22 protein-coding genes and 1 tRNA gene are annotated in these 20,587 nt (G+C 32.9%); 8 read left to right on the forward strand and 15 right to left on the reverse strand.

What is annotated here, in order from left to right; all coding sequences use genetic code 11:
* Positions 1 to 31: 31 nt before the first annotated feature.
* From WMO14_RS03295 to WMO14_RS03330, 8 genes are all read right to left on the reverse strand, one after another.
* Complete coding sequence (locus WMO14_RS03295; RefSeq protein ID WP_349153275.1) at positions 32 to 1,333, reverse strand: O-antigen ligase family protein; 1,302 nt, start codon at positions 1,331 to 1,333, stop codon at positions 32 to 34.
* On the reverse strand, positions 1,323 to 2,471 hold the full coding sequence (locus tag WMO14_RS03300) for a glycosyltransferase (RefSeq protein WP_178473595.1): 1,149 nt from the start codon (positions 2,469 to 2,471) through the stop codon (positions 1,323 to 1,325). The genes WMO14_RS03295 and WMO14_RS03300 overlap by 11 nt, the downstream gene beginning before the upstream one ends.
* 629 nt (positions 2,472 to 3,100) lie before the next feature.
* Positions 3,101 to 4,099 (reverse strand): DUF6625 family protein, encoded by a 999-nt coding sequence (locus WMO14_RS03305; RefSeq protein ID WP_349153276.1) that lies wholly within the window; start codon positions 4,097 to 4,099, stop codon positions 3,101 to 3,103.
* A complete protein-coding gene (locus tag WMO14_RS03310; RefSeq protein ID WP_349153277.1) occupies positions 4,096 to 4,926 on the reverse strand; it encodes a glycosyltransferase in 831 nt (276 codons plus the stop codon). Before WMO14_RS03310 ends, WMO14_RS03305 begins: the two co-directional genes overlap by 4 nt.
* A gap of 24 nt (positions 4,927 to 4,950) precedes the next feature.
* The gene (locus WMO14_RS03315) at positions 4,951 to 6,393 is read right to left on the reverse strand and encodes an exopolysaccharide biosynthesis polyprenyl glycosylphosphotransferase (protein ID WP_349153278.1); all 1,443 of its coding nucleotides are present in this window, start codon (positions 6,391 to 6,393) and stop codon (positions 4,951 to 4,953) included.
* Between the two features lie 45 nt (positions 6,394 to 6,438).
* Positions 6,439 to 7,368, reverse strand: coding sequence for a CpsD/CapB family tyrosine-protein kinase (locus WMO14_RS03320; protein ID WP_090141372.1), 930 nt, complete (start codon positions 7,366 to 7,368; stop codon positions 6,439 to 6,441).
* A 31-nt stretch (positions 7,369 to 7,399) separates the two neighbouring features.
* A complete protein-coding gene (locus WMO14_RS03325; protein ID WP_349153279.1) occupies positions 7,400 to 8,143 on the reverse strand; it encodes a YveK family protein in 744 nt (247 codons plus the stop codon).
* A gap of 300 nt (positions 8,144 to 8,443) precedes the next feature.
* Positions 8,444 to 8,516: transfer RNA gene (locus tag WMO14_RS03330), tRNA-Thr, on the reverse strand.
* Positions 8,517 to 8,690: 174 nt separating this feature from the next.
* Here WMO14_RS03330 and WMO14_RS03335 point away from each other — a divergent pair.
* The 7 genes from WMO14_RS03335 (at position 8,691) to efp (ending at position 15,024) form a co-directional block, all read left to right on the forward strand.
* On the forward strand, positions 8,691 to 9,479 hold the full coding sequence (locus WMO14_RS03335; protein WP_116443776.1) for an ABC transporter ATP-binding protein: 789 nt from the start codon (positions 8,691 to 8,693) through the stop codon (positions 9,477 to 9,479).
* Positions 9,476 to 10,294: an ABC transporter permease gene (locus tag WMO14_RS03340; protein WP_349153280.1), complete on the forward strand. Its 819-nt coding sequence runs from the start codon at positions 9,476 to 9,478 to the stop codon at positions 10,292 to 10,294. Before WMO14_RS03335 ends, WMO14_RS03340 begins: the two co-directional genes overlap by 4 nt.
* Positions 10,295 to 10,437: 143 nt before the next feature.
* Positions 10,438 to 10,941 carry a DUF5721 family protein gene (locus WMO14_RS03345; RefSeq protein WP_055174137.1) on the forward strand — a complete coding sequence of 168 codons (504 nt, stop codon included), beginning with the start codon at positions 10,438 to 10,440 and terminating at the stop codon, positions 10,939 to 10,941.
* A 205-nt stretch (positions 10,942 to 11,146) separates the two neighbouring features.
* Positions 11,147 to 13,141 (forward strand): molecular chaperone HtpG, encoded by a 1,995-nt coding sequence (htpG, locus tag WMO14_RS03350; protein WP_055306137.1) that lies wholly within the window; start codon positions 11,147 to 11,149, stop codon positions 13,139 to 13,141.
* Between the two features lie 75 nt (positions 13,142 to 13,216).
* Complete coding sequence (gene lepB, locus WMO14_RS03355) at positions 13,217 to 13,930, forward strand: signal peptidase I (protein WP_082437063.1); 714 nt, start codon at positions 13,217 to 13,219, stop codon at positions 13,928 to 13,930.
* Positions 13,931 to 14,064: 134 nt separating this feature from the next.
* Positions 14,065 to 14,376 (forward strand): DUF1540 domain-containing protein, encoded by a 312-nt coding sequence (locus tag WMO14_RS03360; protein WP_022503323.1) that lies wholly within the window; start codon positions 14,065 to 14,067, stop codon positions 14,374 to 14,376.
* A 90-nt stretch (positions 14,377 to 14,466) separates the two neighbouring features.
* A complete protein-coding gene (efp, locus tag WMO14_RS03365; protein WP_022204406.1) occupies positions 14,467 to 15,024 on the forward strand; it encodes an elongation factor P in 558 nt (185 codons plus the stop codon).
* Between the two features lie 177 nt (positions 15,025 to 15,201).
* Here efp and aroQ read toward each other — a convergent pair whose 3' ends face one another.
* The 7 genes from aroQ to WMO14_RS03400 all read right to left on the reverse strand — a co-directional run bounded on the left by aroQ (position 15,202) and on the right by WMO14_RS03400 (position 20,122).
* Positions 15,202 to 15,645 (reverse strand): type II 3-dehydroquinate dehydratase, encoded by a 444-nt coding sequence (gene aroQ / locus WMO14_RS03370; RefSeq protein ID WP_022503322.1) that lies wholly within the window; start codon positions 15,643 to 15,645, stop codon positions 15,202 to 15,204.
* 2 nt (positions 15,646 to 15,647) lie between these two features.
* Positions 15,648 to 16,157, reverse strand: a complete 510-nt coding sequence (locus WMO14_RS03375) for a shikimate kinase (protein WP_055306138.1) — start codon at positions 16,155 to 16,157, stop codon at positions 15,648 to 15,650.
* Positions 16,150 to 17,022 carry a shikimate dehydrogenase gene (aroE, locus tag WMO14_RS03380; RefSeq protein ID WP_055174136.1) on the reverse strand — a complete coding sequence of 291 codons (873 nt, stop codon included), beginning with the start codon at positions 17,020 to 17,022 and terminating at the stop codon, positions 16,150 to 16,152. The genes WMO14_RS03375 and aroE overlap by 8 nt, the downstream gene beginning before the upstream one ends.
* Before the next feature lie 109 nt (positions 17,023 to 17,131).
* Positions 17,132 to 17,653 (reverse strand): YqeG family HAD IIIA-type phosphatase, encoded by a 522-nt coding sequence (locus WMO14_RS03385; RefSeq protein WP_022503319.1) that lies wholly within the window; start codon positions 17,651 to 17,653, stop codon positions 17,132 to 17,134.
* A gap of 67 nt (positions 17,654 to 17,720) precedes the next feature.
* Positions 17,721 to 18,170 (reverse strand): transcriptional regulator NrdR, encoded by a 450-nt coding sequence (gene nrdR, locus WMO14_RS03390; protein ID WP_022503318.1) that lies wholly within the window; start codon positions 18,168 to 18,170, stop codon positions 17,721 to 17,723.
* A gap of 352 nt (positions 18,171 to 18,522) precedes the next feature.
* Positions 18,523 to 19,299 (reverse strand): RNA polymerase sporulation sigma factor SigG, encoded by a 777-nt coding sequence (gene sigG, locus WMO14_RS03395; protein WP_022503317.1) that lies wholly within the window; start codon positions 19,297 to 19,299, stop codon positions 18,523 to 18,525.
* 139 nt (positions 19,300 to 19,438) lie between these two features.
* On the reverse strand, positions 19,439 to 20,122 hold the full coding sequence (locus WMO14_RS03400; protein ID WP_022503316.1) for a zinc metallopeptidase: 684 nt from the start codon (positions 20,120 to 20,122) through the stop codon (positions 19,439 to 19,441).
* 180 nt (positions 20,123 to 20,302) lie between these two features.
* Between WMO14_RS03400 and WMO14_RS03405 the strand changes: the two genes are divergently transcribed.
* On the forward strand, positions 20,303 to 20,557 hold the full coding sequence (locus WMO14_RS03405; protein WP_022503315.1) for a PRC-barrel domain-containing protein: 255 nt from the start codon (positions 20,303 to 20,305) through the stop codon (positions 20,555 to 20,557).
* The last annotated feature ends 30 nt before the right edge of the window (positions 20,558 to 20,587 follow it).

The following is a 20,587-nucleotide window of genomic DNA, read 5'->3' on the forward strand; positions in this document are numbered from 1 at the left end:
AATATTAAAACGGGCAATTTATGGTTATCTTTTAATAGTTACTGTCTATATTGTTATATTTTTTTAATATAGGTTGTATTGCTAATACTAACATATACCACATCATATCTGTAGAAAAACAACTAAGCCCAAATAATTCTATAAAAAATACTAATAATGGAATTAATAAGATAAAATTACTCATTTTTATATCTATTAAATAACCATTTAAACTTATACCTATTAAAACAATAAAAATCAAACTTCCTATTATTCCCATAGACAGAATCATATCAAAATAAGTATTATGTGCCACTAATATACTATATCCTTTGCTTCTATAGAAACGATAATATGAGAGTCCCCTACCTATCAATAATCCATAGAAATCATTTCCCATAACTTTTAAATAATTAGTTAAATTATCAGTTCTTCCTGTCGTTAAATTACTTATTTTGTTATTATAAAAATTCTCATTGAATCTTTTTATAAATTTATTTATAAACATAATTATTATTTTTCTGAACAATACAAAAATAGCACTACCTAATAATATTATCCTTGCAAATGCTTTGAAATGCTTTTTTTCCATCTTATTTATCAATGATAAAAAATACACAAAAAATGTTCCTAATAAACAAAAAACATACATCTTACTAGCTGTTAATAAACCGATAAATGCTAATATAAAAACAAGTAAACTATCTCTATTTTTATTTTGTGACTTATGAATAGTAATAAGCAAACAACATATACAAATCAATATATAAATGGAATAATAATTAGGATCATTACCATAAGCATCTAATCTATATGATGTACTAAATAACATATTAAATTTACTAGGATTAACAATCAAAAATACTGCAGCTGAATTAAAAATTCCGGCAATCATTGAATAATAACTTTTATCAAATTTCAGTATTAAATTAGCATCTTTTGACAATGTAAGAAATATGTAAATATCAAATGAAATATTTATTGCCTGAATAATTCCCTCAATATAATTCCCCATATAAAATAAATGCAATAATTCCCAAATCAAAAAAAACAATGCGACAATTAAATTTTTTTTATTTAATCGTTTTGATATTAAAATATATTTTAAACTTGCAAAAAAAACCGCAACATTAATTAATGATGTTATACCTGTAGCATCTAATATTCTAATATTAGGTAGCAGAAAAAAAATCATATATATATTTTCTTCTTTAGATTCAATTAAAATGCAAAGTAAAATAAATATAAATGCTAAATAAGCAAATAAAACATTTTTACTATTTCCTAATATAAAAAGTATAAATAAAACTATGTATTTAAAACGTGATAAATCATCTTTAATGCTAATTTTCATAGCCAATCTCCTCATTAGATAGTCTATATAATCTATCATTTAAATATTTAATATTATATAACATATTTTGATTTTGTTGAGCATACATATTCGCTTCTATAACTTTTTCTTTTCTGAATTCTTTATCATTTTCCAACTTATCCATTGCATTAATTATGGCTTTTTGATTATTTGCTATCAATCCTCCAGGAAGATACCTTACTATGCCTGTATCCGTTGAAATAAAAGGAATACCACATTTCATAGCCTCACTTATAACTACAGGATATTTTTCAACCTTACTACCTGTTATTAATCCATAAGAATTCTTTAACGCTCTAATTGTCTCTTCTCTTGTTAAATTATATCTAAAATGAACGTTTTTGTTGCTATTGTTATTTTCAATCATTTTTTTTAATTTTTTTAAATATTCATTTTCACAGGTTCCTATAAACATCATATCTAATTTTGTATTTGATTTTAAGTAAGCTTTCAATACTAATTCCTGATTTTTATCGTATGAATAATTTGATAGACAAAGCCAATACAATTTTTCTGTATTTTTATCAACTTCACAATCAAAATCAGCTCCATTTTCAAGCACTATATTATTATCAACTCCACATAATTTTGTATATTTATAAGACTGATCTTCTTTATGTAAATGAATTATCATATCATAATTCACTATATACTTTTTCCAAATAGCATATTGTGGTTTCCATCGTATTATATTAAATAACCATCTTTTTACATCATATAATTTTACCAATGGTATACGTGGAAATCTAAAATCAGCCATTCCGTGCATATATAAAACCTTTTTACATTTGATATTTTTCAATTTCTTTAATATACAATCTGTTGTTGCCGTTTGTGTACATACATTTATAAGTATATCTGCATTGTTTGAAAGTTCATATATTAAATCAATATAGCCTTTGATATCGCCATAATATTTTCCTCTTTTTGTGTATATATTATGTCTAATTATCCTAACATTTTTATAAGTTTCATACTGCTTCAATGTCTTATGTATACCTGTTACAACTGTTACATCATTCCCTAACGCACTTAACCCCTCAGCGTAGTATTCTGTTATATTTTGTACCCCATCAACTAATGGATAATAAGTTGCAACTGTAATTACAATTTTCATATTTATAATCCGCCTTTCTGCGTGAATCACCAATACATTATAAAACATCTTGATTTTTTCACTTTTCCAATTTATCTTCTTTCTGATATTATTCATCTATAAAAATAACATACTACAGAAAATATATAGTCGAATAACTTAGATGAATATAAGCAACCAGTAGTTATTAATTAGAATCTTATTTTTATATTTAGAAAAAGCATAGTATCTCAACTTTTAAAAATAAGAAGTAATATGCCTTTTCTCGTAACAAGCAAAATCCTCGTTTTTTAGACAAGATTCTGACTCTCCAATTTAATATTCAAAGCAATAAATACACTAGATTTCCCATACTCGTCCTTATTTTAAGCAAGCTTTGGTACAAGTTGCAAATGATTTATCCAACACAAGAAACATCTTGATTTCCTGTTATTGGCAAATGTTGAGATACTGGTGGGTACAATAAAACTTTCTTAAAGCATTTTTATAAATAATAGAGAAAACTTTCCTACAACTGCACATATACCTAATCTAATTATTTAGCAAGGTTATACCATTGAAGATGACTCCACAACATTTTATGATTGAATATTACATATATAATATATACTTTTTAATTTGCTATTTAGATAATTTATTTGATATATTCTTTATTTTTTGACTATCTTCTGCTTATTAACATCAAACTTATCTATTTTATTCGTATGCTTAATTTTAATAATAATAATAATTCTATGCAACAAATGAAAGAAAGCTTTTATTTTTATTTTAACACTTAATAAATATACTCCTTTTTCTTGACTGTCCTTAATTATTTTTTCATTTATATCCATATAATTTATAAACTTATGCGGCAAAACCAAAAATTTATCTACATTTTTTATATTACATATCATTTTGCGTTTCTGAAAATGTATATATGCGTATTCTTGTTTTTCTATTTCTTTTGATTGAGATAACGTCCAGGAATATATTTTTCCCTCTTCAAACGAAAAAATTCTTTTTCCCTTAATATGCATAAAATCATTATTTTTTTTATATGTTAATGTCATATTTTTATTATAACAATATATATCAGCAATACTTTGCTCCAAATGATATATCGTATAACCTTTTGAAATAAATTTACTATTTATTCCATATTCTCCAATTTCATCATATCCGAAGTGCATATTAGATCCTAATATATCTCTATAAGAAAGGACTCCTTTATCACATTGTTTAAAACAATGATTTATATTTATATCATTTCTATATAATGTTAAATGTCCTAAATATGATATTTTATCATATATTTTATCAGGCATAAATTTTTCTAAATCACCAAAAATCAAATCTACATCACAATAACCCCAATAATCATAATTTAATATATCTTCCTCAAAGACATAACCATATGTAGGTTTAAAATCACATAGTTTATAAGGATTATCAAGTGCAATAGGAAACTCAAACTTTCTCTGTATCACTTTTTTAAATTGTTCAAATGTCATTTTTATATATTTAACATTTACTGGTATAATATCTTCGATACAATCATCTGTTATGACAACAAATTCAAAACTTTTATTATAAGAACAAGATTTTAGCCATAGATTAAAGTGAGCTGGTAATTTTCCAAAATATGGACAAAATACTATATATTTCATTTTTTCACCTTTTCCCTCAAGAATTTATCTGATATTTTTCTCATAAATGATAGAGGCATTATAAAAAAAATCGTTTCAGCTATACATATTATAATAAAGTCAATTATAGTACAACCACCTCTTTTTATGTGTCGTACATATACATTTAATGCACTCTTATAATTTTCAAAGTTTTTTCTTCTTTTATAATTGCTGTCATTTGCTCTATACAAATATAAATGTTCTTCTAAATTAATTGCTCGACAATTGTTTGTGATCATTTTAGAAAATAAATCAAAATCCTCTTTTCTTTTCAACAAACTATATCCACCATATTCTATAACCTTTTCCTTTTTATATATAACTGTCGGATGATTGAATGGCTGTCGTTTTCTCATAAATTTTTTTATATCATTAAAATTAGTTGGCACTACTCTTGAAGTTCTTATATTTCTTACATCATCATAAAATTCATCTATCTGACATCCACATATATCCAAATCAGGGTATAACTCAAAACACTCCAGCTCTTTTTCGCAACGTTCTGGTAATGAAATATCATCAGCATCCATCCTTGCAACTAATTCATTCCTGCATACCTTTATTCCCTCATTTAGTGCATTAGCAAGTCCTTTATTCTGTGCTATTTTTACTATTGTAAATAATTCAGGATATTGGTTCTCATATTCATCAATTACCGTATTTAATTCAGATGTAAGTTTTCCATCTTCAACAACTACATATTGTTCAGGTTTAACTGTTTGATTAAGCATACTATCAATTGCTAGTCTCAAATTATCAGCATCATCTTTAAAATATACAGACATTAAAACACTATACTTATACATAATATAACACCTTTTCTTTATCCTCTAATTATCTTCCCTAGTCGCCGCAATCTCCTGTCTTGCAGCTTCCAGCTCCTGTCCATATTCATTCATTATCTTGCTATTCTCTTCTGTAAAGCCCTCTGTGCTTTCCTTGCTGAATATTATTTTTACAGTTTCAAGCACTATCTGGAAATCAAGCATAAGTGAATAGTTTACAACATATATAAGATCCATCTTAAGCTTATCGTAAGATGTTGTATTGTATCTGCCATATACCTGTGCATAACCTGTAAGTCCGCCTTTGACCTTAAGTCTGTAGCCAAATTCCGGAATATCTTGTGTATATTTAGCAACATGCTCAACTCTTTCTGGTCTTGGTCCTACAATACTCATATTGCCTGCCCATATATCAACAAGCTGAGGAAGTTCATCTATTCTTGTTGCTCTTATGAATTTACCTACCTTAGTTATTCTGTCGTCATCAGAAGTTGCTGGATGCGGCTTGCCATCTTTTTCCGCATCTTCTTTCATACTTCTGAATTTATGTATTCTAAACACCTTGCCATCGTATGTACATCTGTCCTGCATAAAGAACACTGAACCGCCGTCCTCTAACTTTATACATATTGCTGTTATAAGGAATACCGGTGATAATATAATAAGTCCTAATGTTGAACCTACAATATCAATAGTTCTTTTAACAAATGCCTGTCCTGTTGTCATTCCAACATTTTTAGCAAGGAATAATGGTGAATCGAACAGATTAATCTCTTCTGAACCTCTTACAAGTATATCCTGTATCTTAGGTGTATAATATACTGGAATATCTTTTTCAAAGCAGAATTTAAGTATTTCTTTTCTCTCGTTGTTTGGAATATCATTAAGAAGAACTGCTTCATATTGAAGTATTTTATTATATATTACATCTGATGCCTCTTTATATGATATTTCTTCACAAACTTCGTATTTATCACTTCTGTTAGATATTTTATAACGTAAATGATTTTTATGAACACCGTTAATCTGTAATAATTTTATTGGTGGGAATATCATTCCGTATATCCTTATCCCAACAAGGTCATACAATACGCAGAACACTAAATCAATCAATGTTGAAACAGCTATCAGACCTGCAAGTCGTCCCATACTGTCAACTCGTCCCGCTGTTAAAGCTATTATAAGATATTCTCCAATTGCCGTTGTTATAAGTGCAAGGAACTGTGAGAATACAAGATTAACAAGTTTAATGTATCCAAGCTTAAATCCGCCCCACATTTTATATGTAACAAAGATAAGGAGAAAGATTGTGAATACCATAAGCTTATTACCACTTCCCATAAATGGTGTCTTAAGCATTGTATTATATACATTATTCCACATATATGCAAAATGCAATGTAAGTATCAGGAGCATTATTATATTAAATGCCCCTACATACATACTTACATTTTTATTTCTACTCATCCTGCCCTTATTTTCTTTCATCTTATCCTCGTTCCAATCTTATATTTATCTATATATTATTGTTATTTATTTCTCATCATAATCCATAAGAAAATCTCCATCAAACTCATCTGCCGATGGCTTCTTTCTTACACCAGTGTTGTTTCCTGCCACATTAGCTTTCTTTCTTGCGGCTACCTCGCCAACACTTCCTGCCTGTCTTTTGACTGGCTTAGAAGCATTGTTAGTATTCTTTCTTGCTGATGAAGCATTTCTAGCTTTCTCGAATGATTTATCTGGTGACTCCTCGCTGTTATAATGTCCATAATAGCTGCCGTAGTATTTACCGTAATACTTGCCGTAGTATCTTCCATAGTAACCATTTTCTGATAAATCAACCTTATTAAGAACACTTCCGATTATCTTAACTTTTGTCTTTTTAAGCTGTCCCATTACATTCTGAGCAAACTTATAGCTTACCTGGTTAGCTGCGATTACAAGAACCGCACCATCACATACCTGTGCAACAATAGCTGCATCGATAACACTTCCAAGAGGTGGTGTATCGATGATTACATAATCATACTTTTCTCTCATCTGTCTTACAGTCTCTTTGAATAATGGGCTGTCAAGAAGCTCTGATGGGTTAGGTGGCACCGGACCAGCAAGAATAACGTCCATATCCGGCACATTTGTCTGATATATTACTTCTTCTAATGTGTTCTGTCCTGAAAGAAAATGTGTCAATCCCTTAACACCCTTCTTAACTCTGTAACGTCCTACAAGAACTGACTTTCTTAAATCACAGTCAATGAATAACACTCTCTTGCCGCCATCTGCTATTGATGAAGCAAGGTTCATTGTTACTGTTGATTTACCTTCATTAGGTCCACAGCTTGTAAACATTACTACCTTTGTATCTTTACCACTTAAGAATATGTTAGTTCTTAAATTTCTATAGCTTTCTCTTACCTGATAATCATCCTGCTGGTTAGTTTCTATATTAATTGTCTGCATATTTTTAATCCTTTCACACTCTCTTGTTTACCTATTTTCTTGTTTTCTTTTTCTTACTGCTTGGCTGTCCATTATATTCTTCTTCAGTTAATGGAATAAGTGAAAGATTAGTTATGCCAAGATATTTTTCAACATCATCTGATGTCTTAATTCTATCATCAAGAATGAAGTTGACTACAAGCACTGCTATTGCTATTACAATACCTGCTATTGCACCAAGCATTGTATTCTTCTTAACATTAGGACTTGATGGTGCATTTGCAACACGTCCATATTCAATTACATTAACGCCTTCAATCTGCATTACTGATGTTATCTGCTTAGCAGATACATCTGCGATTGCATCTACTATTTCTTTAGCTCTCTTAGGGTCTGTATCTGTAACTGTTACCTGAAGAACTCGTGAATCTGTCTCGATTTCACAAGAAATCTTGCCAACGAGTGCATCTGGTGTTATATCAAGATCAAGGTCTTTAACTACCTGTTCTACTACTGGAAGGCTTGTCACAAGAACTTTATAATCTTTAACAAGCTGTGTTGATGACTGAATATCACTAAGTGTTGTAGTAGTGCCATTCTGTCTGTTGATTATATATAATTTGATGGATGACTGGTACTGAGGTGTAATTGCTATCTCTGTTATTCCAAATGCAACTATTGCTGTCGCAACACCTGCTACAATTACTATCCATATCTTTGATAACAGCATCCTTATGATCTGCATAATATCAATTTCTACTTCTTCGTTGTTATCTTGTCTGATATTTGTTTCCATATTATCTCCTATCCTTTGCGCCTTGAATACTTACTCTGGCGTTTATTATTCTGTACAATTATACGAACCTTGTCTAATAATGTCAACAAGGCCTACTTCCATCTCTTTTTTTGATTAAATGTCTTACCCACCCCCTTGATTTTAGCTGGTTTCGAGATGATTGACTTGTTTTTTATGTGATTTGCGGGAAAATGTTTTTAAAAAAGAACATTCTATATTATTATCAGCATACACTGCAAATCACACCTAAAAAAATGCGAGAATATCCTGTCTGACATTCTCGCAAGTTTCACTGTTACAAGCTACTAGCCGGAATCGAACCGGCGACCTACTGATTACGAATCAGTTGCTCTACCTACTGAGCCATAGTAGCATACCTAAATTATTGTACTCTTATTTGGTGGAATTGTAAAGGAGGAATTATCCAATTTTCCTTATCAGAATAAATCACTGCGACTTCTGGTTCTTGTTAATACCATACACCTTTTCACATTTCCACCCCCGCCGCATAAATTATAATAACAATACTTATACCAAGAGGTTATTTATGAAAGCTCTCCCCACCAATTCATCCCCTCCTCTGTTATCGCTTAAAGGTATTTCCTTTGCATATAATACGCCGAAAAGCGAAATTCCTGCACTTGATAATATCTATCTTGATATTATGCCACAGTCTTTTACATCTATAGTCGGGCCTTCCGGCTGTGGCAAATCGACCTTGCTTTCCATCATATGCGGGCTTCTTTCGCCACAGAAGGGTGAGGTTGTTTTTAATGAGGATATTCTACACGATAATGCTGTATCTCCAAGAATTGGATTTATGCCACAGAAAGATACTTTATTTGAATGGCGCACTATTTATAAAAATGTGACACTCGGTCTTGAAATTAATCATCTTAAAGATAAGGAACATTTAGAAAATGTTGACAATATGCTAAAAGAGTATGGCCTATACCAGTTTTGCAATGTCCATCCTTCTGAATTATCCGGAGGCATGCGTCAGCGTGCGGCATTAATAAGAACCCTTGCACTTAACCCGGATATTCTTCTGCTTGATGAACCATTTTCCGCTCTTGATTACCAGACGAGGCTTGAAGTGTCTGATGATATCGGCAAAATCATTAAAGAGCAGAAAAAAACAGCCATTCTTGTTACTCACGATATATCGGAGGCTATCTCTATGGGCGATTGTGTCGTTATTCTTTCACACAGGCCTGCACATATTAAAAAAGTTGTTAATATCAACCTTTCCATTCCTGACCGGACACCATTTACTTCAAGACAGGCTCCTGAATTTGCAGGATATTTTAATGAAATATGGGAGGATATACAATGAATAAATCTATCAAAGCAATCAATAAAAAAGACATCTCTAACTCCCGTACACAATATCTTAACCACATAAGATTATATAAAATCTCCATAACTGTATTAAGATTTTTGATTTTAATGGCATTTATTGCCGCCTGGGAAATATCAACCCGTACTGGTATTCTTAATCCATTTATATTCAGCTCACCATCAAGAATATGCACAACTTTTATTGCTATGGCTAAAGATAACAGCATATTCATTCATATATGGACGACACTTTTTGAAACATTTTTATCTTTCTTCCTTATTATAATTGTCGGAATGGGAGCAGCGATTCTTCTCTGGCTGTGGAAAGGCTTATCAGACTGCCTTGAGCCTTTCCTTATTGTGCTTAACAGCCTGCCCAAATCAGCACTTGCCCCTATGATAATTGTCTGGCTTGGCAATAATATGAAAGCTATTATCATAACTGCTATATCTGTATCTATATTTGGTATGATAATTAACATATATACCGGATTTTTAGAAATTGACAAGGAGAAAATCATTCTTATTAAGACACTCGGCGGTACTAAGAAAGATATTCTTAAGAAACTCATACTTCCCGGTTCTAAGCAGATAATAATAAGCAATATGAAGGTCAACATCGGTCTTTGCCTTGTTGGTGTAATAATTGGCGAATTCTTAGCCGCTGATAAGGGACTTGGCTACCTTATTATATATGGTTCGCAGGTATTCAAGATGACTTATGTATCTATGAGCATTGTTATACTCTGCATTATCTCAACTGTTCTATTCAAACTTGTTGATGTCATAGAGAAAATGTTTCGTGATTGACATTTTTATCTTTTCATAGTATACTGCAAATATACAAATTATGCTTTATATCGCATACAGTTTATTGTATACTCATATAGCTTATAATTAATGGCATTACTATAGATTATCACGCGCCCCGCTGGCGCAGAAATGAGGATTTAATGATTTCACTCCGCATTAAGGACACTAAAGTATTTATGTCCCAGCTGCTTATCAAGGATACCTTCGATAGAATGCTTCTGTCAGAAGCCACAATAAAGACTGCGTGTTCATACACTATTAATGGACAGATTAACAAGGAATATTATTCTGATGAAGAATGGGATAATCTTAATAATAACGAAAAGTCTTATTCAGAATGGGGTAATATTAAGCCATTCTGTTTTAGTCTTATTAAGGGTAATAAAGTTCCTGCTGCTATGAAGCTTGTTATGCTTGCCTCTTATGAACTTGTCACAGATATTATCGCAAAGAATAACATCGCTGTTATGCCTGAGAATGTTAATGGTCTTTTTATTAATATGAAGTATCAGGAAGGTCATGTAGATATTATTACAGGAACTTCTCTTAATGTATTTACATTAGATAAGCAGCTTGATACAGCTTTCGACAAGTATGTTAAGACTTTTCTTGCTAATGCCGGTCTTGATTTTGAAGAATTATAGTAAGTTTATTAATATTTAATATTTTTCTAAAGCCTTGATTTTACTGTATTATATCAATTTTTGTTAGCACTCATTAGATTTGAGTGCTAATTTCTGCTTGACTTCCACTTTTAACAATATTAAACTTAGACTTAATTAAGGATATAAAGATACATATATTTATTCTTTACATCTAATGAATATTAAAAGATAGGAGATAATAATTATGTCTAATACACACGGAAGTTTATCTATTAACAGTGACAATATTTTTCCAATAATTAAAAAATGGATGTACTCTGACCACGATATTTTCTACAGAGAGCTTATATCTAACGGCTGCGATGCCATAACCAAGCTTAAGAAGCTTGATATGATTGGTGAATATGAAGCACCTGATGATATTGAATATAAGATTGATGTTAAAGTAAGTGCTAATAATAAGACTATCAAGATTATTGATAATGGTATTGGTATGACTGATGGTGAAGTTGAAGAATATATTAACCAGATTGCTTTCTCTGGTGCAGAAGCATTTCTTGAAAAATATAAGGACAAGGCTAATGATGACCAGATTATCGGTCACTTCGGACTTGGTTTCTACTCAGCATTTATGGTAGCTGATAAGGTTACTATTGATACTCTTTCTTTTAAGGAAGGTGCTAAGGCTGTTCACTGGGAATGTGACGGCGGTACAGAGTATGATATGTCTGATGGAACAGCTGCAACTCCTGGTACTACTATCACTCTTTACTTAAATGAAGACAGCTACGAATTCGCCAATGAATACAAGGCTCGTGAAGTAGTTGAAAAGTACTGCTCATTTATGCCAGTACCAATCTTCCTTACTAATGAAGATGCCGGCGAACAGACAGAAGAGATTCCAGAGGAAGAAGTAACAGATAAGGATACTGTTCTTGATACATTTATCAAGGAAGCTGTTACAGAAGAAGTTGAAAAAGAGGACGGCACTAAAGAGACAGTCGAAAAAGTTCCAGCAAAGAAGATGGCTAAGATTGTTAAAAGACCTGTTGCTATCAATGATATCCACCCTCTCTGGACTAAACACCCTAACGAATGTACTGAGGATGAATATAAGGAATTCTACCGCAAGGTATTTAACGATTATAAAGAGCCTTTATTCTGGATTCACCTTAATATGGACTATCCTTTTAACTTAAAGGGTATACTTTACTTCCCTAAGATTAATACAGAATACGAGTCAATTGAAGGAACAATTAAGCTTTACAATAATCAGGTATTCGTTGCAGATAACATCAAGGAAGTTATTCCTGAATTCCTTCTTCTCTTAAAGGGTGTTATTGATTGTCCAGATCTTCCTCTTAACGTATCACGTTCTGCACTCCAGAATGATGGCTTTGTTAAGAAGATTTCTGATTACATTACTAAAAAGGTTGCTGACAAGCTTTCTGGTATGTGCAAGACTAACCGTGAGAACTATGAGAAATATTGGGATGACATCAACCCATTCATCAAATTTGGCTGCTTAAAAGATGAAAAGTTCGCTGAGAAGATGAATGATTACATTATATTCAAGAACCTTGAAGGCAAGTATTTAACACTTAAGGATTACCTTGAAGCTAACAAGGAAAAGCACGAGAATACAGTCTTCTATGTAACTGATGAGAAGGAACAGAGCCAGTATATCAATATGTTTAAGAAAGAGAATATGGATGCTATCATTCTTACTCACAATATTGACCAGCCATTCATCACTCATCTTGAAGGCAAGAACGAGGGTCTTAAATTTGCAAGAATTGATACTGACCTTTCTGATATATTCAAGGAAGAAACAAGCGAAGATGAATTAAAGGATGCAACTGAAAGCCTTACAGCTACATTTAAGAAAGCACTTAACAATGATAATCTTAATATCAAGGTTGAAAAGTTAAAGGATGCTTCTGTATCTTCTATGATTACTCTTTCCGAGCAGGATAGACGTATGCAGGATATGATGAAGATGTACGGTATGTCAGGAATGGATCCGGCTATGTTTGGTTCTACAGGACAGACTTTAATTCTTAATGCTAACAACAGTCTTGTTCAGTATGTTCTTAACAATAAAGATGGTGAGAATACTGATATTATCTGTAAACAGCTTTACGACCTTGCACTTATAAGCCACGCTCCACTTACAGGAAACCAGATGACTGAATTCATTGCAAGAAGTAATAAGATTATGGAATTACTTGCAAAATAATACAATTTAACATATGATAGGATATACGGGGTGAATTCATTCGCCCCGTATATCAATTAGATTGGGGACTAACGTATGACTACTAATAACAACAATACACCTGATGAAGATGATTTAGATTATATCGATTTTGATGATGATTATGATGATATTGAAGATGACGATGATGACAATGATGATTATTCTTACAGCCGTTCTGATAATATCAGCAGACATACAGATAATAATAAGAAGCAGGAGTATTCTGTTGTTAAATTTATAGTATCAGAAGCCTTCAGTTTCATTAAAATTGTAATATTTGCAGCTATCATTGCCCTGCTCTGCACCAATTTCATAATCATTAATGCCGAAGTTCCATCTGGCTCTATGAGAGATACAATATGGGAAGGCGACCGCCTTTTCGGTTTCAGGCTTGCTTACAAGTTCAGCGAACCAAAGCGCGGTGACGTTATAATCTTTAAATATCCTGATAATGAGTCAGAGAATTATGTTAAGCGTGTTATTGGTCTTCCTAATGAAATAGTCCAGATTAAGGAAGGGCATGTATACATCAATGGTGATGAGCTTGATGAGCCATATATCAAAGAATATATATATGATGACGGCGAAACACACACTTATATTGTTCCTGACGGCTGTTATTTTATGCTTGGTGATAATCGTAATAACTCCAAAGACTCAAGATACTGGACTAACACATATGTTAAGAAAGAAAAGATAATTGCCAAGGTGCTTATCCGTTATTACAGCGGTGAAAAGGGACGCATTTCCTTTAGCAGAATCAGTTAAAATTTCATACAATTTATAATGTAACGTATAATAAATCACCTCCTGTTAATACTACTACTGTGTATTGCAAATGTTCTATTTATTAAAGCATTTACCAGACACTTAAGTTAAAGATTAACAGGAGGTAATTTATTATGACTAATTTAAGCTGTAACGCTTGTAGCTGTGTACACAATGATGATAACTGCTGCTGCCTTAATGGTATTGATGTAAAGGGAAGTAATGCCTGTGAGTGCAGTGAAACTTGCTGTGGAAGCTATTCTTACAAAGATGGCTCTGCTAAGAATAATACTGCTTCACCTAAGCTTAATCTTCAGATAAAGTGTGCCGCACATAACTGCGTGTATAACAATAACGAAGCTTGTCAGGCTGACCACGTTGATATATCAGGCATAACAGCCGTAAATGCTGACGATACGGTCTGTTCAACCTTTAAATCCAAATAATAAATTAACATAAACAAAAAAGAGGTTGCCAAATTATTCATTTTATTATAAAATTATAATAGTTATGATAATTAGGAGGTATACCAAAGAATGGTAAGCGCAGGAGATTTTAAGAATGGTTTAACAATTCAGATGGATAATAACATTTGGCAGATTATTGAATTCCAGCATGTAAAGCCTGGTAAGGGTGCTGCTTTCGTTAGAACAAAGTTAAAGAATATCGTGAGTGGTGGTGTTGTTGAAAAGTCTTTCAGACCTACAGAAAAGTTTGACCTCGCTCATATTGAGAAGAGAGAATATCAGTATCTTTACTCAGATGGTGATCTTTACAACTTTATGGATACAGAGACATTTGAACAGATTGCATTATCTGCTGAGAATGTTGGTGATTCACTTAAGTTCGTTAAAGAGAACGAAATGGTTAAGCTCTGTTCACACAACGGTAACGTATTCTCTATTGAGCCACCTATCACTGTTGAACTTCAGATTACAGAATCTGAACCAGGTGTTAAGGGTGATACAGCTACAGGTGCTACAAAGCCAGCTATCCTTGAAACAGGTGCTAAGATTTTAGTTCCATTATTTGTTAACCAGGGTGATACAATTAAGATTGATACAAGAACAGGTGAATATATTTCACGTGTTTAGTTAATCAGATTAAAGGTTAAGATTTATAAGATATTTATTATATTTTAACATAATAAGTTCTTAAAAAGAGCCTGTACACTTTCATCGGTGTACAGGCTCTTTTTATTCTGCCCATTATAAAGAAGAACCTATAGCCAAATCGTGCTATAGGTTCTTCTTTATAATGATTATCCTCTATTAATTACTCTTCGTCATATCTGTTAATGCTTCCATCGCATACAGATAACCTCTAAGTCCAAGTCCTACAACCTGTCCCTGACATACTGGAACTGTAACAGATGTATGTCTGAATTCTTCTCTTGTATGAACATTGGATATATGTACTTCTATCTTCGGTATTGCAGCTATCGAAGCAAGTGCATCTCTTACTGCATAGCTGTAATGTGTAAATGCCCCCGGATTAATTACAATACCATCAACATCATTGTAATAAGCTTCCTGAAGCTTATCTATAATTGCACCCTCATGGTTGCTCTGGAATACCTCAACTTTAACATTAAGTTCCTCTGCTTTCTTGTTAATCATATCAACAAGCGTGTCATAATTATCATTGCCATATATTCCTTTTTCTCTTATTCCAAGGAAATTAATATTAGGTCCGTTAATAACAAGTATCTTCATTGCTAATCCTCCATATTCTTAATGATTGCTGTATACATCTGTTCAAATGACATCTTCTGCGTATCAACTATCATATCAGCCGCATCCAGATATATATCTTCTCTCTGCTCCATAAGGTTATGTATCTTCTCGTGAAGCCCACCGCCCTGTAATAATGGACGTTTGGTGTCCTTGCTCAACCTTTTGCAAAGTTCCTCCTCAGAAGCTTTAAGATATACTACTGTTCCAAGCTTTCTTAAAAGCTCCCTATTGACCTCTCTTAACACAAGTCCGCCACCAACAGATATGACGCAGTTATCAAGAGTATCTGATAACTCTTTTACCGTCTCTGTCTCCATATCCCTGAAAGCTTCCTCTCCCTTCGTTGCAAAGATTTCGCTTATTGTTGTATTCTGCTTTTTCTCGATATACTCATCTGTATCATAGAACTTTCTATTATGTCGTCTTGAAACCCAGCGGCCAAATGTCGTCTTTCCACTTCCCATAAATCCAATAAGTACAATATTATTCAATTCCAAGTTCCTCTTTCATCTTATTATACACTTTATCCGCCTGTTCTTTTGTGACACTTACATCATTCCATAACTCATACGCCGCAACCCCTTGGTATAAAAGCATTTTTAAACCGTTGCAGGCTGGCTTTCCGGCATTTTTACACATTTTCATAAAACGTGTTTCACTAGGATTATATATAATATCAACTCCGACTTTTACCTTCTTATAAAATGCTTCATCATCAATTACAACATCATCCACATTAGGATAAAGTCCAACGCTTGTGGTCTGTATCACAACGTAATCATCAGCTTCCAGCTTATCATACTCACTTATAAGCATAGGCTTTATACATTCTTTACCGAAATAATCATTAACTGCTTTGGCTATATCGTAAGCCTTTTCCTTAGTCCTGTTAAGCATATATATTTCTTTAGCACCGCTCTTTGCACATAAAAATGCTATTGCTCTTGCCGCTCCGCCTGCACCAAGAATTACACAACGGCTGCCTAAAAGCACAACTCCCTCGTCTATAAGTTCTCTTTCAAGTCCCAATATATCTGTATTATAGCCTTTATAGCCCTTATCTGTTCTTACAAGCGTATTAACAGCTCCTATAGCTTTAGCAAGCGGATCAATATCCACAAGTGACTCCATAACAGCCTGCTTGTGTGGAACTGTTACATTAAGTCCTAATATGTTAAGTGCATAAGCTCCCTTTACTGCTGTGACAACATCACCCTTTTCAACCTTGAAGGTTGTATACACCATATTCATATCCATAAGCTGTGCAAGGCTGTTATGTATCACCGGGGAAATTGAATGTCCCACCGGATTACCTATAAGACCGCACACTCTTGTTGTACCATTAATATCTATCATTAAAATCTTACTTCCTTTCTTATGAGCTTATATCTAAAGTACAGATAAATTCATATATTATGAAATCACAATAAATATATATCTTGAAATTATATTAAACCTATATGTATTAGAAACCTGCTTTTCCGCCTTCTCTTTTAATATGCTTCTTATAAAAATGCAGAACTATCCATTCAAGCCTTCTTTTTAGAATTATCTGTATCTCCTCGTGCTTGTCTATCGGCTTTACAAGAACAGACTTAATTCCTGCCCTGTTAGCACCCCACACATCTGTGAACAACTGATCCCCCACAAAATATGTGTCAGACTTATCAGTATTCATATACTCCATAGCTTTAACATAATTCTTAGGAGATGGCTTTCCTGCCTTGCTTACATATAATGAACCAACCTCATCTGCAAGCGGCTTAACCCTGTATTCTTTATTATTGGATATTATGCAGGTATTATATCCCATAGCCTTTAAATCACCGAACAGCTTCTTTGCACGCTCAGTAACCGGTGCTCCGTGTTCAACAAGCGTGTTGTCAACATCAAATATAATTCCCCTGTAACCTTTATCATAAAGTCCCTTATAATCTATATCGTATGCAGAATCTATATACATATCCGGATAAAATCTTTTAAACATCTGTAATTACTACCTTTCTTATCAGCTTTTCTGCTGTTCTTAAGCATTTGTTGCTTTTAAGTATTTACTACTTTTTAAGTATTTTCTTGATTTCGTCCATAAATGTATTAACATCCTTAAACTCCCTGTATACAGAAGCAAATCTTACATATGCAACTTCATCTAAATCCTTTAACTTATCCATAACAATAGAACCTATCGTTGTTGTAGGTATCTCTTTCTCCTCCATATTAAATATCTGTCCCTCAATGTCATCTACCATATCATTAATCTGTTTCATTGATATCGGACGCTTATGGCACGACCTGACTATTCCAGCCACTATCTTTTCCCTGTCATAAGGTTCTCTGTTATTATCTTTCTTCACAACTATAAGAGGAAGTGTCTCTACTTTCTCGTATGTGGTAAAACGCTTTCCACATTCATCACACTGACGGCGTCTTCTTATAGAGCTGTCATCTGTAGGTCTTGAATCTATTACTCTTGTATTCTCTTTTCCGCAATATGGGCACTTCATTCACAAACCTCCCCTAAATACAATAAACTACTAGAATTATAGCCCACTGGTGCTGTTATGTCAAAATATCTATAAAATATTCCATAAACACACTATAGCACTAATTAATAATCAATCTATATTAAAGTCAAAAGCCTTTCTGAACAGGCAAAAAGCCTTTCTGACTGTAAAGACATACAATAATAATACCATATACAATACACATAACATAAAATATCAGGGCTGCCGCACCAAATATAATCTATAATATAAAGACATTATCAACCTGTTATTATCTTCCTATTATAAATTCTACTTTATGCGACAGCCCTTTATTTATTTATTTATTATTTTATTAATACTTGCTATGCTGTTAAGACATATGCTTCTTCATATTCTTAAGAGCACATTTTTCAAGCCTGCTTACCTGTGCCTGTGATATTCCAATCTCTTCGGCTATCTCCATCTGTGTCTTATATTCATAAAAACGCTTTCTTATTATCTGCTGTTCACGCCCGCTTAACTTTGCAAAGGCAGAGTCCAATGCCAGATGTGTAACCCAATTCTCTTCTCCATCTGCTTTATCTTTAATCTGGTCTATGACATATAATGTATCCCCGCCTTCATTAAATACCGGTTCATACAATGAAACAGTTGGGGATACAGCCTCAAGTGCTATAACAATATCCTCCTTAGATGCTCCTATCTCACTTGCAATCTCCGATATTGTCGGTTCCTTCTGCCTGCTCTTTAATAGCTGTTCTTTTGTATAAAGTGCCTTATAAGCCATATCCTTTAATGAACGGCTCACTCTTATTGCACTGTTATCACGAAGATACCTCTTAATCTCCCCAGTAATCATTGGAACTGCATAAGTTGAGAACTGCACGCCCTGCGATACATCAAAATTGTCTATTGATTTTATAAGACCTATACAGCCAATCTGGAATAAATCATCCACATTTTCATTACTGTTAGAAAATCTGCCAACAATGCTTAATACCAGACGGAGATTACCTTTAATAAATCTCTCTCTTGCTGTCTGGTCACCAGCCTTTATCTTTAATAAAAGCTCTTTCTTCTCCTTCGCACTAAGCAGAGGCAGCTCCTGCGTATTAACACCACATATCGTAACTTTTACACCAGCCATTAACCTTTCCTCCTAAAGACATTGCGAACATTTATCTTTAGTGGAAAGGCATACATTTAAGTTCGCTTATATTACAAGCATTACCACATAAATGTACTTTTATACTGTTGTGAACTGGCAATTATATACATATTTAATATTAATCATCTCTTCTTGTAAGAAGAACAAGTCTTAAAAGCTGAAGAATAGATGTAAGAAGTGCCGCTACATATGTTAATGCTGCTGCTGTAAGCACCTTTCTTGCACCGGTAAGTTCACTTGACTCAAGCATATTACGTTCTCTTAAGGTTCTTAATGCTCTTGCGGAAGCATCAAATTCAACCGGGAGAGTAAGAAGCTGGAATACTACAACAAGTGAGAAAAGCACTACTCCAAGCTGCATAAGTCCTGTAGCTCCAAGGAATAAACCTAAAAGAATTATTGGCCATGAAAGAGCTGAACCAATATTAGCTATCGGTATTACAGCTGCTCTTATCTTAATTGGAAAATATTCTTCGTCATACTGCATAGCATGTCCACACTCATGGGCGGCCACGCCTATAGCTGCTACTGATGTTGAATTGTATACAGAATCTGATAATCTAAGAACTCCTTCCTTTGGTGAATAATGGTCTGTAAGATTACCGCTTACTCTCTCAATTCTTACATTAGTAATTCCTGCCGCTCTTAATATTTCCTGTGCTGCCATAGCACCTGTAAGCCCTGAACGGCTGTTATACTTATCATATCTGTTAAATGTCGATTTAACATTCATAGATGCTATAAGACTTATTATTGCACCTATAATAACGAGTATATATGTTGCATCATAGAAATAATACATATATTTTCCTCCATCGAATTATCAATTTTATTATTTAATATGATAGCCTATGCCAATCTGTGTGTCAAACCCATAACACATTTGTTCATTAATATTTCATTATTATACCTGTTATATGCACTTTCCCCTTTAAAAATACATATTTTATATTAAGTATAATTATATAAAATGAGGTGTTGTATGAAGATATTTGAACTAAAAAACAAGCAGGTTATCAACGAAGAGGACTGCTGTATTATAGGCTGTGTTATTGATATTGACTTTGACCCTAAAAATGGCTGTATCAATTCTATAATAATTCCTGGTCCTGGACGGCTTTGCGGCTTCTTTGGACGTGAATTTGTGTATGTCATACCTTTCAGATGTATCAAATCTATTGGGCGTGACATTATCCTTGTCAATGTCTGCCTTGATAAACATAAAGAAAAATGCTAATATATACATATAATTTAGTGAGTACACGGT

Source organism: Lachnospira rogosae (ex Hitch et al. 2025) (assembly GCF_040096455.1).
GTDB classification, from domain to species: Bacteria; Bacillota; Clostridia; order Lachnospirales; family Lachnospiraceae; genus Lachnospira; species Lachnospira rogosae.

Excerpts from the sequence above, each read along its gene's own strand:
- WMO14_RS03295 (WP_349153275.1), bottom strand. The coding sequence starts at position 1,333 with ATGAAAATTAGCATTAAAGATGATTTATCACGTTTTAAATACATAGTT.
- WMO14_RS03300 (WP_178473595.1), bottom strand. The coding sequence starts at position 2,471 with ATGAAAATTGTAATTACAGTTGCAACTTATTATCCATTAGTTGATGGG.
- WMO14_RS03305 (WP_349153276.1), bottom strand. The coding sequence starts at position 4,099 with ATGAAATATATAGTATTTTGTCCATATTTTGGAAAATTACCAGCTCAC.
- WMO14_RS03310 (WP_349153277.1), bottom strand. The coding sequence starts at position 4,926 with ATGTATAAGTATAGTGTTTTAATGTCTGTATATTTTAAAGATGATGCT.
- WMO14_RS03315 (WP_349153278.1), bottom strand. The coding sequence starts at position 6,393 with ATGAAAGAAAATAAGGGCAGGATGAGTAGAAATAAAAATGTAAGTATG.
- WMO14_RS03320 (WP_090141372.1), bottom strand. The coding sequence starts at position 7,368 with ATGCAGACAATTAATATAGAAACTAACCAGCAGGATGATTATCAGGTA.
- WMO14_RS03325 (WP_349153279.1), bottom strand. The coding sequence starts at position 8,143 with ATGGAAACAAATATCAGACAAGATAACAACGAAGAAGTAGAAATTGAT.
- WMO14_RS03335 (WP_116443776.1), top strand. The coding sequence starts at position 8,691 with ATGAAAGCTCTCCCCACCAATTCATCCCCTCCTCTGTTATCGCTTAAA.
- WMO14_RS03340 (WP_349153280.1), top strand. The coding sequence starts at position 9,476 with ATGAATAAATCTATCAAAGCAATCAATAAAAAAGACATCTCTAACTCC.
- WMO14_RS03345 (WP_055174137.1), top strand. The coding sequence starts at position 10,438 with ATGATTTCACTCCGCATTAAGGACACTAAAGTATTTATGTCCCAGCTG.
- htpG (WP_055306137.1), top strand. The coding sequence starts at position 11,147 with ATGTCTAATACACACGGAAGTTTATCTATTAACAGTGACAATATTTTT.
- lepB (WP_082437063.1), top strand. The coding sequence starts at position 13,217 with ATGACTACTAATAACAACAATACACCTGATGAAGATGATTTAGATTAT.
- WMO14_RS03360 (WP_022503323.1), top strand. The coding sequence starts at position 14,065 with ATGACTAATTTAAGCTGTAACGCTTGTAGCTGTGTACACAATGATGAT.
- efp (WP_022204406.1), top strand. The coding sequence starts at position 14,467 with ATGGTAAGCGCAGGAGATTTTAAGAATGGTTTAACAATTCAGATGGAT.
- aroQ (WP_022503322.1), bottom strand. The coding sequence starts at position 15,645 with ATGAAGATACTTGTTATTAACGGACCTAATATTAATTTCCTTGGAATA.
- aroE (WP_055174136.1), bottom strand. The coding sequence starts at position 17,022 with ATGATAGATATTAATGGTACAACAAGAGTGTGCGGTCTTATAGGTAAT.
- WMO14_RS03385 (WP_022503319.1), bottom strand. The coding sequence starts at position 17,653 with ATGTTTAAAAGATTTTATCCGGATATGTATATAGATTCTGCATACGAT.
- nrdR (WP_022503318.1), bottom strand. The coding sequence starts at position 18,170 with ATGAAGTGCCCATATTGCGGAAAAGAGAATACAAGAGTAATAGATTCA.
- sigG (WP_022503317.1), bottom strand. The coding sequence starts at position 19,299 with ATGGCTGGTGTAAAAGTTACGATATGTGGTGTTAATACGCAGGAGCTG.
- WMO14_RS03400 (WP_022503316.1), bottom strand. The coding sequence starts at position 20,122 with ATGTATTATTTCTATGATGCAACATATATACTCGTTATTATAGGTGCA.
- WMO14_RS03405 (WP_022503315.1), top strand. The coding sequence starts at position 20,303 with ATGAAGATATTTGAACTAAAAAACAAGCAGGTTATCAACGAAGAGGAC.